Source organism: Streptomyces sp. NBC_01257 (assembly GCF_035917255.1).
Lineage (GTDB): Bacteria > Actinomycetota > Actinomycetes > Streptomycetales > Streptomycetaceae > Streptomyces.
Genome location: NZ_CP108472.1, coordinates 2,531,340 through 2,544,163 on the forward strand (window position 1 = coordinate 2,531,340; position 12,824 = coordinate 2,544,163).

General features: G+C 71.7%; 10 protein-coding genes. 5 read left to right on the forward strand and 5 right to left on the reverse strand.

The genetic code is table 11. The annotated features are described in order from the left end of the window. Positions 1-94: 94 nt before the first annotated feature. The 4 genes from OG408_RS10655 (at position 95) to ybaK (ending at position 4,268) form a co-directional block, all read left to right on the forward strand. On the forward strand, positions 95-1,696 hold the full coding sequence (locus OG408_RS10655) for an oxidoreductase (RefSeq protein ID WP_266777680.1): 1,602 nt from the start codon (positions 95-97) through the stop codon (positions 1,694-1,696). 259 nt (positions 1,697-1,955) lie between these two features. Next, positions 1,956-2,993 (forward strand): hypothetical protein, encoded by a 1,038-nt coding sequence (locus OG408_RS10660; RefSeq protein WP_266777682.1) that lies wholly within the window; start codon positions 1,956-1,958, stop codon positions 2,991-2,993. Between the two features lie 5 nt (positions 2,994-2,998). Beyond that, entirely contained in the window at positions 2,999-3,742 is a 744-nt protein-coding gene (locus OG408_RS10665) for an LON peptidase substrate-binding domain-containing protein (RefSeq protein ID WP_266777684.1), read from the forward strand. A gap of 22 nt (positions 3,743-3,764) precedes the next feature. Then, complete coding sequence (ybaK, locus tag OG408_RS10670) at positions 3,765-4,268, forward strand: Cys-tRNA(Pro) deacylase (RefSeq protein WP_266777686.1); 504 nt, start codon at positions 3,765-3,767, stop codon at positions 4,266-4,268. A gap of 147 nt (positions 4,269-4,415) precedes the next feature. On the opposite strand, the gene OG408_RS10675 is transcribed toward ybaK, so the two are convergent. The 4 genes from OG408_RS10675 to OG408_RS10690 all read right to left on the reverse strand — a co-directional run bounded on the left by OG408_RS10675 (position 4,416) and on the right by OG408_RS10690 (position 8,624). Beyond that, positions 4,416-5,141 carry an ABC transporter permease gene (locus tag OG408_RS10675; protein WP_266777688.1) on the reverse strand — a complete coding sequence of 242 codons (726 nt, stop codon included), beginning with the start codon at positions 5,139-5,141 and terminating at the stop codon, positions 4,416-4,418. 34 nt (positions 5,142-5,175) lie between these two features. After that, on the reverse strand, positions 5,176-5,991 hold the full coding sequence (locus OG408_RS10680) for an ABC transporter permease (RefSeq protein WP_405407033.1): 816 nt from the start codon (positions 5,989-5,991) through the stop codon (positions 5,176-5,178). 154 nt (positions 5,992-6,145) lie between these two features. Then, the gene (locus tag OG408_RS10685; protein ID WP_266786087.1) at positions 6,146-7,120 is read right to left on the reverse strand and encodes an ABC transporter ATP-binding protein; all 975 of its coding nucleotides are present in this window, start codon (positions 7,118-7,120) and stop codon (positions 6,146-6,148) included. Between the two features lie 154 nt (positions 7,121-7,274). Beyond that, a complete protein-coding gene (locus OG408_RS10690; protein ID WP_266786088.1) occupies positions 7,275-8,624 on the reverse strand; it encodes an NYN domain-containing protein in 1,350 nt (449 codons plus the stop codon). A gap of 251 nt (positions 8,625-8,875) precedes the next feature. Here OG408_RS10690 and OG408_RS10695 point away from each other — a divergent pair, with 251 nt between their 5' ends. Continuing rightward, entirely contained in the window at positions 8,876-9,055 is a 180-nt protein-coding gene (locus OG408_RS10695) for a hypothetical protein (RefSeq protein WP_148017758.1), read from the forward strand. 92 nt (positions 9,056-9,147) lie between these two features. Here the strand turns inward: OG408_RS10695 and dnaE are convergent, their stop codons facing one another. Next, positions 9,148-12,684, reverse strand: coding sequence for a DNA polymerase III subunit alpha (dnaE, locus tag OG408_RS10700; RefSeq protein ID WP_285565332.1), 3,537 nt, complete (start codon positions 12,682-12,684; stop codon positions 9,148-9,150). Positions 12,685-12,824 lie beyond the last annotated feature (140 nt).

Consider the following 12,824-nt stretch of genomic DNA (forward strand, 5'->3'; position numbering starts at 1 on the left):
GATACATGTCCCCGGTGTCACGGCTGACTATCAGCGTTCACACCGTCACTCAGAGGGAATAAAGGGATTACGGCTCCGAGCGGAAGGAGCGTCGGTGACCGAACCGCACGACGGGGAATTTCCGGACGGCCTCAGCCCGGCAGAGCTGGGCATGTGGCAGTCCTTCCGGACAGGCACCACCTACGACCTGCGCGCCCTCGACGGGGCGCGCGACGACCCCTTCGCCCCGTACGCCTGGGGCCCGGAACGCAGCGTCGAGGCCCGGGTGATGGCCCGGCTGCTGCTGAGCGGTCCGCCGCCCCGGCCCGGCCGGGTGGCCGCGCTGAAGCTCCGGGGGCTGCGGATCACGGGGAAGCTGGATCTCGCCGGCGGGCGCGTCGATCCGTACGTGGAGCTGACCGGCTGCCGCTTCGACGAGGAGGTGCTGCTGCCCGAGTGCCACTTCACGACGTTGCGGATGGTGGGGTGCGCGGTGCCGCGGCTGGAGGCGGCGCGGCTGCGCACCGAGGGCGATCTGCATCTGCCGCGGTGCCGGATCGAACGCGGGGTCCGGCTCACGGACGCCCAGATCGGCACGGACCTGCTGATCAACCAGATCGACCTCGGCTCCGACCGGCAGGGCCGGGCGCTCCTCGGTGACGGGCTCACGGTCGCCCAGGACCTCCAGGCCGAGATGATCGAGACGCTCGGCGAGCTGAGCCTGCGCGGGGCGAAGGTCGGCGGTTCGCTGAGCCTGCGCGGCAGCCGGCTCCGGGGGACACAGGGACGCCGCGCGCTGAACGCCCCGCAGCTGAGCGTGGAGCGGACGCTGTACATGAGCGAGGCGTGGGTCAGCGTCGACACCGGGAACCAGGGCACCACTCCCCCGTACGGCATCGTCAACTCCCCGACCCCGGCCCGCGGCACCCGCGCGCAGGTCTTCCGGTGCCGGGGCGGGGTGCGGCTGGACGACGGGCGGTTCGGCGACGCGGTGGACCTGCACAAGGCGGTCTTCGTGCTGGCCGGCCACGAGGAGCTGTCGCTGCGCCGGATAGTCGCCCCGGAACTGCGCTTCAATCCGGAACGCCCGGCACAGGGCCGGGTGGTGCTCAACGGCGCGAAGATCGTCACCCTGATCGACGTCTCGACCAGCTGGCCGGGCCCGGGCGGTCTGGCGATGGGCGGGTTCGTGTACGAGAACCTCGTCCCGTACGGGCACTTCCCGCTCTCCCGCCGGCTGGAGTGGGTGGCCGCGGCGACCCCCGAGTACGTGCCGGAGCCGTACGAACGGCTCGCCGCCGTGCTCCGCAGCAGCGGGGAGGACGCGGACGCCCGTGAGGTGCTGCTCGCCAAGCAGCGGCGGCGCCGCGAGACGCTGCCGCCCGCGGCGAAGCTCTGGGGCTTCCTCCAGGACTGGACGGTGGCGTACGGCTACCGGCCGGGTCGGGCCGCGGTGTGGATGGCGGTGCTGTGGGCGGCGGGTGCGGTGGGGTTCTCGCGGTACGAGCCGGCGTCGATCACGGGCGCCGAGCACCCCGAGTGGAATCCGGCGCTGTACGCGCTGGATCTGCTGGTGCCGGTGATCAATCTCGGCCAGGACGGCTACTGGCGGCTGGAGGGCGGCTGGCAGTGGGCCGCGGCCGCCCTGGTCCTGCTGGGATGGATACTGGCCACCACCGTCGCGGCCGGCGCCTCACGGATGCTGCGGCGCGGCTGATCCCGGGCGGCCCGCCGACCGGCGGGTCATCCGGACCACGCCCCCTGACGCCCACGGGCCGGACGGCGCCGGACGAACCCCGCGGGCACCGGTACCGAACAACCGTCACACCGCCGCACCTCTACCCCGGGAGCGACAGGAACAGGCCAGATTCCACGATTTCCTTTACTCTCTCTTGGCCGTCTCCAGCGCAACCCATCCACTCGGCACCAAAGCTTCACAGCGCCCCTCTGGCGCCACCCCGGACCAGCGCTTTTCAATGGTCTGCACCATGCCTTTCCTCCGCGCTCTGCTACGTACGGCGCGCATGATCCGGCACACCCCGGAGCTGTCCTACGGGTTGCCCGCCGATCATGCGGTGATGCTCGACGCCCCCGACGAGCGGCTCTCGCCCGCGCTGGTGGCCGCGGCCCTCGGGGAGTACGAACCGGCCGCCAAGCTGTTGGCCACCACCCGGGACGCCGCCGAGTGGGAGAGCCGCGACCGCTATCTGAACCGGCTCGTCGCCTTCGCCCGCAACCGGGACGGCTGGCTGCGCAGCTGGCTGGCCGCCGCCCCGCACGATCCCGACGCCACCCTCGTCAAGGCCCAGCTCGCCGTCGAACGGGCCTGGGAGTCGCCCGCCCGGGCCGAGCAGCTGCGCGCGGTCGGGCCGATGATCACGGCGGCGGCGGAGGGCGATCCGCGCGATCCGGTGCCCTGGCGCCTCGCGCTGGACCACGCCCGCGGCACCCATGCCACGCACACCACGTTCGAGACGCTGTGGGAACAGGCCCTGCAACGCTCCACGCACCACTACGGCTGCCATGTGGCGGCCCTCCAGTACCTCTCCGCCGCCTGGTACGGCTCGCACCGCGAGTGCTTCGACTTCGCCGAGCAGGCCGCCGAGGACTCGCTGCCCAGCTCCCTGGTGCAGGCGCTGCCGCTGCGGGCCGCGTTCGCGGTGCTGACCGCGGGGCCGGGGACCCGGAGCACCTCGGTGCAGGAGGAGCGCATCGACCGCGCGGCGGATCTGGCCGTCTCGCTGTCCGCCGCCTTCGCCCCGGGCGATCCGTGGCCGGCCGAGGTGCGCAATCTGCTCGCGTACGTGCTGGTGGCGCGGGGCCGCTGGGACGAGGCGCTGGAACAGTTCCGGCAGATCGGACCCCATGCGGCGTCCTTCCCGTGGGCGTCGGTGTCCGACGATCCGCTCGGCAGATTCCTCGACGCACGGGACGGAGCACGGCTCCGGGTGGCCGCCGGGACGCCGCTCGGCCACCGGGCCGACCGAGGACGGCCCCACGGCCATTACGCTTGACCGTTGTGACCACCGCTCGCCTGCCTCTGTTCCCGCTGAACGCGGTGCTGTTTCCCGGCCTCGTGCTGCCGCTGAACGTCTTCGAGGAGCGTTATCGCGCCATGATGCGCGAGCTGCTGAAGACCGATGAGGACGAGCCGCGCCGCTTCGCCGTGGTCGCCGTCCGCGACGGCCGGGAGACCGCGCCGACCGCCGCGGGCATGCCGGACGCGGTGACCACCCCGGTCGAGCGCGGCCCGGCGGACGGCTTCGGCCCCGACCCCCTCCAGACGTTCCACCGGGTGGGCTGCGTCGCCGACGCGGCGAAGATCCGGGAGCGTTCGGACGGCAGCTTCGAGGTCCTGGCGACCGGCACCACCCGCGTCAAGCTCCTCTCCGTCGACTCGAGCGGCCCGTACCTCACGGCCGAGCTCGAAGAGCTGGAGGAGGAGCCGGGCGAGGAGGCGGGCGCACTCGCCGAGGGCGTCCTGCGGGCCTTCCGCAGCTACCAGAAGCGGCTGGCGGGCGCGAGCGAGCGCTCCCTGACGACGGGGGCGGACCTGCCCGACGACCCGTCGGTCGTCTCCTACCTGGTCGCCGCCGCCGCGGTCCTGGACATCCCGGCCAAGCAGCGCCTGCTCCAGGCCCCGGACACCGCGACCCGGCTCCGCGAGGAGCTGACGATCCTGCGTGCCGAGACCGCCGTCATCCGTCATCTCCCGTCGCTGCCCGCGGTGGAGCTGACCCGCGCCCCGACCCACCCCAACTGAGCGACCGGAGGGCCGCCGCGCCGTGGCGAAGAAGACGAAGAAGCAGTCCCAGACGGGAGGCACGCCCGCGACGGTCGCACTGACGGCGGCGGGCACCGCCTTCACCGTGCACGCGTACGAGCACGACCCGGCGTCGGCCTCCTACGGCGAGGAGGCGGCCGAGGCCCTGGGCGTCTCCCCCGACCGGGTGTTCAAGACCCTGGTCGCCGACGTGGACGGCCACCTGACGGTCGCCGTCGTCCCGGTCGCGGGCTCCCTGGACCTCAAGGCCCTGGCCGCGGCGGCCGGCGGCAAGCGGGCCACGATGGCGGACCCGGCGGCGGCGGAGCGCACCACGGGCTACGTCCGGGGCGGCATCTCCCCCCTGGGCCAGCGCAAGCGCCTCCCCACGGTCCTGGACGCGTCGGCGCGGTCCCACCCCACCATCTGCGTATCGGCGGGCCGCCGCGGCCTGGAGGTGGAACTGTCCCCCACGGACCTGGCCGCCCTGACGGACGCAACCTTCGCCCCGATCGGCCGCGCGTAGCCGTTCACGGCGGCACCGTTCCGTTGAGGACCGGTGGATCAGGAGCCGGACCAGCCCGAAAACCCGGCCCGTCCGGCGATTGAGGACCGGGGCCCGGGTCGGAGCCCCGGTTACGGGTAGGGGACGAGCCCCGCGCAGCGGCCCCGCTCACGCCCCCGTCGGCGGAGCGGGCGGCCCCGACTCGGGCGAGGACGACGGCGACGGCGCGGGCGCGTCCCCGGACGGCGCGGCCACAGGCGCGTGGTACACCCCCCACTCCGGCTCCGGATCCCGCGGCCCGAACATCGCCGTCAACCCCAGATGCACGGCCATCGCCGCCAGCGAGAACGCCAGCAGCGCCCCCTTCGCATGCAGTTCGAGCGGTGCGTCGAAGATCACGCCCTTGCCCACCTCACGCGCGTGGGCGACCACGTCGTCGGTCGGCCCCAGCCGGGTGCCCAGCTGCCACGCCAGGACCGAGCCGAGCACACCGCCCACCGCGAGCCCGGCGACGATCGCGATGCCGCCCCGCCGGTTGAACCAGAAGACCAGCGCAGCGGACACCGCGCCGAAGGCCAGCGCGAGGAGCACGAACGTACCGTCGGCACCGATCGCCTCCTCGCCCTCGCTGTCGCTGAGGAAGACGGCCGTGTCGTCGGAGACCAGCGGCACCCTCGGTGCCAGCCACAGCCAGAGCAGTCCGAGCGCCACACCGGCGACCGTCACGGCGACAGCGATCAGCGCCGCCCTGCGCAGTTCCGTGCGGAGTTCCCGCTCCTGCGGCGACTGCAGCAGGACTCCGGGGTGCGAACCCGTGGGGCTGCCGCCCTTCGGCGGCTTCTGCCACGGCTCGTGGGGCGAGGGCTGGTGCGGCGGCGTCAGAGGTGCTGTCACCGTGCCATCGTGCCAGGCGTCCCTGTGGCGCGCCTCACCGGACCGCTGCCCTGCGGTACGCCCAGGTCGCCACGGCCAGCGAGAGGACGCCCACGCCGGCGCAGACGGCGAGGTCGAGGGCGACGACGGCCCAGTCGGGGTGGGCGTCGAAGGACCGGGAGAGCGCCTCCACGCCGTACGTGGACGGCAGCAGGTCACGGGCCCAGCCGATCGGCTCCGGCAGCCGGGCCGCCGGGAGCACGCCCAGCAGCAGCGCCGCGGACATGCCGAGCTGCCCCAGGAGGGTCGCGAGCTCCTGCCGCGGCGCGAGCAGCCCGAGAGCGGCGCCGAGTCCGGAGAGGGCCGCCCCGGAGAGCGGGATCACCGCGACGAGCACCCACAGATGGGTCATCGGCAGCCCGAACAGCACACTGCCCGTCACGGCCGTGACGATCGTGCCGGGCACCGTGAAGGAGGCGTACGCCCCGGCCGCCCCGAGCACGACCGCGGCGGGCGGCACCGGCAGGGTGGCGTAGTGGTCGAGCCCGCCGCCCGCCCGCAGCTGCCCGAAGTACTGGGCGAGCAGGTTCAGCGCGACGAAGGCGACGACCAGGACGGTGGACCCGGCGACGACGGCCCGCGCCTCGGAACCCCCGTCCACGACCCCGCGCATCAGGACCATGATCCCGATGGACTGGAAGGTCGCCACGAAGAGCAGCGGGATGCGGGCGACCCTGGCCCGGGACAGCTGGGCGCGGTAGACCGCGGCGAGCGAGGGGAACAGCCGGGCCCGCGGCGCGAGGGGCGCGGCCACCGGGCCGCCCTGCCCGTCGCGGACGTCACCGGCCGGGCCGGACGGCCCACGGGACACGGTTGTCCCGGCGGGCCCGGCCTGCCCGGACACCGCTTCCGCAGGAACGATGCTCGTCACCTGGCGCTGCTCCTGTTCGGTCCCTGTCCGGCCGTGCACCCGCGCCGGTCCGTCTCGGCCGCGTCGGCCCCCGCACTGATCCCGCTCATGACGCTCATGCCTTCACCAGCCCCTTGGTCGCGTCCCCGCCGAGCGCCAGGTAGACATCCTCCAGGCTGGGCGTCGCCAGGGTGAAGTCGTCGAGCGCGGCGAAGGCCGCGCCGCCGGTCACCGCGGCGACCGCGGCCCGTGCCTCGTCCGGCCCGAGCCGCAGCACCCAGCGGCGCCCGGACTCCTGCGCGGACGCCCGCAGCGCGGCCACCTCGGGGACGTCCAGCGGCGCCCGCTCGCGCCACACCAGCTCCACCCGGACCTCGCCCGCGACCCGCTCCTTGAGCCCGGACGGGGTGTCGCAGGCGATGACCCTGCCGCGTTCGATCACGGCGACCCGGTCGAGGACGGTCTCGGCCTCGATGACGTTGTGGGTGACCAGCAGCACCGTCGCGCCGCGCTCGGCGCGCCTGCGGTCGACGGCCGCCCAGACGGCGCGCCGGGCGACGGGATCCATCCCGGTCGTCGGCTCGTCGAGGATGAGCACCGGCCGCTCCCCGACCAGCGCGGCCGCGACACAGGCGAGCCGTCGCTGCCCGCCGGAGAGCTTCTTCAGCGGACGGCCGGCGATCTCGCCGAGGCCGAGTTCGTCGAGTACGGCGTCGCGTTCGGCGCGGGCCTCGCGTACCGGCAGACCGCGCAGCCGCCCGGTGGTCTCGGCGGCGAGGGAGACGGTGAGCTCGTCGAGCGCGGTCGACTCCTGGCCGAGGTAGCCGATCAGCCGGGAGGCCCGCTCGGGGTGGCGCACGAGGTCGTGGCCCAGCATGTCGACGCTGCCGGAGTCGGGCCGCATCAGCCCGGTGAGCTGGCGCACGAGGGTGGATTTCCCGGCGCCGTTGGGGCCGAGCAGTCCGAAGATCTCACCGCGCCGGACGTCCAGGCTGATGCCGTCGGTGGCGCGCACCTCGGGAGTCGCGGGCGTGCCGCGCCGGCCCCGGGCCGCGGGGTAGGTCTTGACCAGATCACGCACCGCGCACACAGTGCCGTTCGCCGCCTGCGCCTGTGCTGTGCCCGTGCTCACGAGGTACGAGGGTACGGGGTCCGGGCACCCGCATTACGCCCGGGGCCGCACCGATCGGACATCAACGCGGCAATCGCGGGCCGGGTTGAGCCCCCCGGGTCCCGATGCGGCCTCAGTCCCCGGACGCCGCCGCTTTCTCCTGCTTCCCGGTGCCGGGCTTCTCCGCGGCGGGCCGTTCGGCGGCGCCCGGCGGGGTGTGCTCCGCCGCCGCCCGTACGTCGATCTCGCGCCAGAATCCCGCCCGGATCGCGTAGCGGTCGTGCTCGTCGATCTGGTCGTCCTTGTGGGCGAGCAGGCCGAATCGGGCGGCGTAGCGCAGAAGTTCGCCGTCGATGCGGTGCGGGATGCGGGGGTACATGGTGGACAGCTTCTGCAGGTGGACGGTCTCCGGCAGCCGCTCCATCCAGCGCCGGGCGAAGACCTGCCCCACCTCGAAGGGGTCGCCGCCGACCGTGGTGATGTCCTCCTCCCGGTCCGCCCAGCGCTGTTCGGCGCTGGTGAGCTGGGCGAGCGTCGGCAGGGACGCGGTCTCCGGAGGCTCGCCCAGGGGACCGCCGCGCTCCACCCAGCCCCGGTCGGACGACCAGCGCAGGGTCGCACCCGCGGCGGGCGGCGCGGCGGGGTGGGCGGGGTGCTGGGCGGCCGGCTGGGCGCCGGGGCCGCGCAGCGTGCCCGCGAGGTCCTTCGGGGTCGGGACACCCCTGCCGCCGTGGCCGTTCGCGGCGTGTCCGGTGGCCTCGTCGGGCGGGGCGGACGTGCCGTTGCGGACGGCCTCGGCCTGCGCCTGGGCCTCCGAGGCCCGCTCGGCGGAGGCCGCGAGGGCCGCCTCGGGCAGCGGTGCGGAGAGGATCGCGGCGATCTCGGGGTTGCGCGGGGCGGGCGGCGGCGCGCACGGGCCGCCGGTCTCCTTGGCCTGTACCGCCCGGGTGATCCAGGCCCGGTCCAGCACCCGCCGCTCGTCGGCCTCGGCGACCAGGTCCTCGGACTGGTTGTAGTCGCCGTCGGCGGCCTGGACGGCCCAGAGGTGGACGGCGACGCCGTGTTCCTTGGCGGACATCAGGCCGGGCAGCAGATCGCCGTCGCCGGTCACCAGGACGACGTCCGAGCAGGCCCGGTTCCTGGCGAGCTCGGTGAGCTCGGCGTGCATCGCCGCGTCGACACCCTTCTGCGCCCAGCGCCCGTCACTGCGGGTGAGGGCGCCCAGCCGTACCGTCACCCGCGGCATGACGCGCAGCCGGCGGTGCTCGGGCTGCGGTACGCGGTCGGGGGCGCCGTCGAACCAGTAGATCCGCAGCAGGGGCTGTTCCGTATCGGCCTCGGCGCGCTCGCGCAGTCCCTGGATCAGGGCCGCGTGGTCGACGGTGATGCGGGAACGGGCGGGCTCTCCGGCCAGCAGGCTCGCGGCTGCGCCCAGCAGGTAGCCGGCGTCCACCAGGACGACGCAACGGTCCACGCGTTCCACCCTCTTCCAGGAATTCGGGAACGGTCCGGCGGGTCCGGTCATGGGTCGACCCGCTTACTCAGGGTTTCCTTCGAGTCTGCCCGACCACGCCGGGGTTAACGGCCGGAACTCGATCATCGGCGTGGCGGATCCGGAAAAGCGCGCATGATACCTCCTCGCTACGCACGGTAATGATCCAACATGCGATGTTTATCCGGTTATGTGAATCTGACAGCGGTCCTGGCCCCGAGAGTCCCCCTAGGAGGAACACCATGGCCAAGAACAAGAACCGCAAGCAGGGCAGCCAGCAGGACCGCGCTTCCGAGTCGGAGCGCGGTGCGCAGGAGGCGCGGTCGACGGCTTTCGAGTCGCAGAACCAGCCCCAGGCGCAGTCCCAGGGCAGCCCTGCCGATGTTGCGCGTAAGCATCAGCGGCGCTTCGGCCACAACTGACCGGACTTCTCCGGTACGGCCACAGGCCGGTAGCCGAGAGGGGCGCACCCGCTTTCGCGGGGCGCCCCTCTCGTGCGTGTGCGGACGGCCGCTCAGCCGGCCAGGCAGGACGGGCCGAGCAGCACCTTCAGGTCTCCGAAGAGCGCCGGGTCGGCCTTCACCCGGTGCCGGTCGAGCCGGAGCACCGTGGTCTTGCGGGGGCCCTGGAGCCTGATCCGTACCTCGGTGTCGCCGCGGTGGCTGCTGAGCACCTCGCCGAGCCGGCTGACCATGGGCGGGGTGATCTTGACCGTGGGGATGGTCAGCACCACGGGGGCGTTGGTGCCCGCGTTCGAGATGTCGGGGACCTGCATCTCCATGGCGACGAGGCGGGGCACGTCCTCGCGCTTGTCGAGGCGTCCCTTGACGAAGACGACGGTGTCCTCGACGAGCTGGGTGGAGACCAGCTGGTAGGTGGCGGGGAAGAACATGCACTCGATCGAGCCGGCCAGGTCCTCGACGGTGGCGATGGCCCAGGCGTTGCCCTGCTTGGTCATCTTGCGCTGGAGGCCGGAGATGATGCCGCCGATGGTGACGATCGCGCCGTCGCTGTGCTCGCCGCCGGTGAGCTGCGAGATCGCCGCGTCGGACTTGTCGCTCAGCACGTGCTCGATGCCGAAGAGCGGGTGGTCGGAGACGTAGAGCCCGAGCATCTCGCGCTCCTGGGCCAGCAGGTAGGACTTCTCCCACTCGATGTCGGAGAACTCCACGTCGAGCCCGAAGCCCGGCTCGTCGCTGTCCTCCTCGCCGCCGCCGAAGAGGTCGAACTGCCCCTCGGCCTCCTTGCGCTTGACCTGCACCACGTTGTCGATCATGGGCTCGTGGTGGGCGACGAGGCCCTTGCGGGTGTGGCCCATCTCGTCGAAGGCACCGGCCTTGATGAGCGATTCCACGGTCCGCTTGTTGCAGACGACCGCCTCGACCTTGTCGAGGAAGTCGGGGAAGGTGCTGTACTTCCCCTTCGCCTTGCGGCACCGGATGATCGAGTCGACGACGTTCTGGCCGACGTTACGGATGGCCGTCAGCCCGAACAGGATGACGTCGTCGCCCTGGGCGGCGAAGTTCGACTCGGACTCGTTGACGTTCGGCGGGAGCACCTTGATGCCCATGCGGCGGCACTCGTTGAGGTAGACCGCGGACTTGTCCTTGTCGTCCTTGACCGAGGTGAGCAGCGCCGCCATGTACTCGGCGGGGTAGTTCGCCTTCAGGTATCCGGTCCAGTAGGTGACCAGGCCGTACGCGGAGGAGTGCGCCTTGTTGAAGGCGTACCCGGCGAACGGGACCAGCACGTCCCACAGCGCCTTGATCGCGGCGTCGGAGAAGCCGTTCTTCTTGGCGCCCGCCTCGAAGAGGACGAAGTTCTTCGCCAGCTCGTCGGCCTTCTTCTTGCCCATCACTCGGCGCAGGATGTCGGCCTCGCCGAGCGAGTACCCGGCGACGATCTGGGCGGCCTTCTGCACCTGCTCCTGGTACACGATCAGGCCGTAGGTGAGGCCGAGGACCTCCTTGAGCGGCTCCTCCAGCTCCGGGTGGATCGGAGTGATCTCCTGGCGGGCGTTCTTGCGCTCGGCGTAGTTCGTGTGCGAGTTCATGCCCATCGGGCCCGGCCGGTACAGGGCCGAGACGGCGGAGATGTCCTCGAAGTTGTCGGGCTGCATCTGGCGCAGCAGGGAGCGCATCGGCCCGCCGTCGAACTGGAACACCCCGAGCGTGTCGCCCCGGCAGAGCAGTTCGTACGTCTTGGGGTCGTCCAGCGGCAGCGACAGCATCTCCAGGTCGATGCCCTTGTTGGCCTTCACCATCTTGATGGCGTCGTCCATGATCGTCAGGTTGCGCAGGCCCAGGAAGTCCATCTTGAGCAGGCCGAGCGACTCGCACTGGGGGTAGTCCCACTGTGTGATCGTCACGCCGTCGGTGTGCCGCACCCAGATCGGCGCGTGGTCGACGATCGGCTCGCTGGACATGATGACGCCTGCGGCGTGCACGCCCATCTGCCGGACCAGGCCCTCGACGCCCTTGGCGGTGTCGATGACCTTCTGGACGTCCGGCTCGTTCTCGTACATCCCCCGGATCTCGCCGGCCTCGCTGTAGCGCGGGTGCTTGGGGTCGGTGATGCCGTTGAGGTCGATGCCCTTGCCGAGGACGTCGGCGGGCATGGCCTTGGTGAGCCGGTCGCCCATGGCGTAGGGGTAGCCGAGGACGCGGGCGGAGTCCTTGATCGCGTTCTTGGCCTTGATCTTGCCGTAGGTGCCGATCATGGCGACCTTGTCGGCGCCGTACTTCTCGGTCACGTACCGGATCACCTCGACGCGCCTGCGCTCGTCGAAGTCGATGTCGACGTCGGGCATGGAGACGCGCTCGGGGTTGAGGAACCGCTCGAAGATCAGCCCGTGCTCGATCGGGTCGAGGTCGGTGATGCCCATCGCGTACGACACGATCGAACCGGCGGCGGAGCCTCGGCCGGGGCCGACCGCGATGCCGTTGTTCTTGGCCCACATGATGAAGTCGGCGACGACCAGGAAGTACCCCGGGAACCCCATCTGGATGATGATGTCCATCTCGTACTCGACCTGCTTCTGCCGGTCCTCGGGGACCCCGCCGGGGAAGCGGCGGTTCATCCCGACCCGGACCTCCTCCTGGAACCAGGTGATCTCCGTGAAGCCCTCGGGGATGTCGAACTTCGGCATCAGGTCGCGCTTCTCGAACATCCCGGTGGTGTCGATCTGCTGCGCGACCAGCAGGGTGTTGGCGCAGCCCTCCTGCCAGGCGTCCGAGGAGTCGACGGCGTACATCTCGTCCGTCGTCTTGAGGTAGTAGCCGGTGCCGTCGAAGCGGAAGCGGTCCGGGTCGGAGAGGTTCTTGCCGGTCTGGATGCAGAGCAGCGCGTCGTGGGCGGTCGCCTCGCTGGCGTAGGTGTAGTGCGAGTCGTTCGTCACGAGCGGCGGGATGTCCAGCTTCTTGCCGATTTCGAGGAGCCCGTCACGGACCCGGCGCTCGATCTCGATGCCGTGGTCCATCAGCTCCAGGAAGTACTTGCCCTCGCCGAAGATGTCCTTGTAGTCGGAGGCCGCCTGGACGGCCTCGTCGAACTGTCCGAGCCGCAGCCTGGTCTGCACCTCTCCGGAGGGGCAGCCGGTGGACGCGATCAGGCCCTCGGACCACTGGGAGATGGTCTCCTTGTCCATGCGCGGCCACTTCTGCAGCCAGCCCTCGGCGTAGGCGTCGGAGGACAGCTTGAAGAGGTTGTGCAGCCCCTTGGCGTTCGACGCCCAGATCGTCTTGTGGGTGTAACCGCCCGAACCGGAGACGTCGTCGCGCTTCTGGTGCGGCTGGCCCCACTGGATCTTCCGCTTGTGCTTGCGCGACTCCGGGGCGACGTACGCCTCGATCCCGATGATGGGCGTCACATTGGCCTTGGCGGCCGAGTGGAAGAAGTCGTACGCGCCGTGCAGGTTGCCGTGGTCGGTCATCGCGATATGGGACATGCCCATCTCGTTGCACGCCTCGAACATGTCCTTGAGCCGCGCGGCACCGTCCAGCAGCGAGTACTGGGTGTGGACGTGAAGGTGCGTGAAAGGCGGCTTGGTCACGGCGCTGTGCCTCCGGGGAACTGCGGATGTCGGCTGGGGGGACAGCGTGGAAGTCTACGTCTCCCGGGTCACGAGTGACGGGCACTCCGCGATACGGTCGCGCGTTGGAAGAGCGGGGACACCCGTCCCTTTTGTCATGT

Bases quoted from the DNA above. Each gene is read 5' to 3' on its own strand.
- OG408_RS10660 (WP_266777682.1), top strand. From the start codon at position 1,956: ATGGTCTGCACCATGCCTTTCCTCCGCGCTCTGCTACGTACGGCGCGC.
- OG408_RS10695 (WP_148017758.1), top strand. From the start codon at position 8,876: ATGGCCAAGAACAAGAACCGCAAGCAGGGCAGCCAGCAGGACCGCGCT.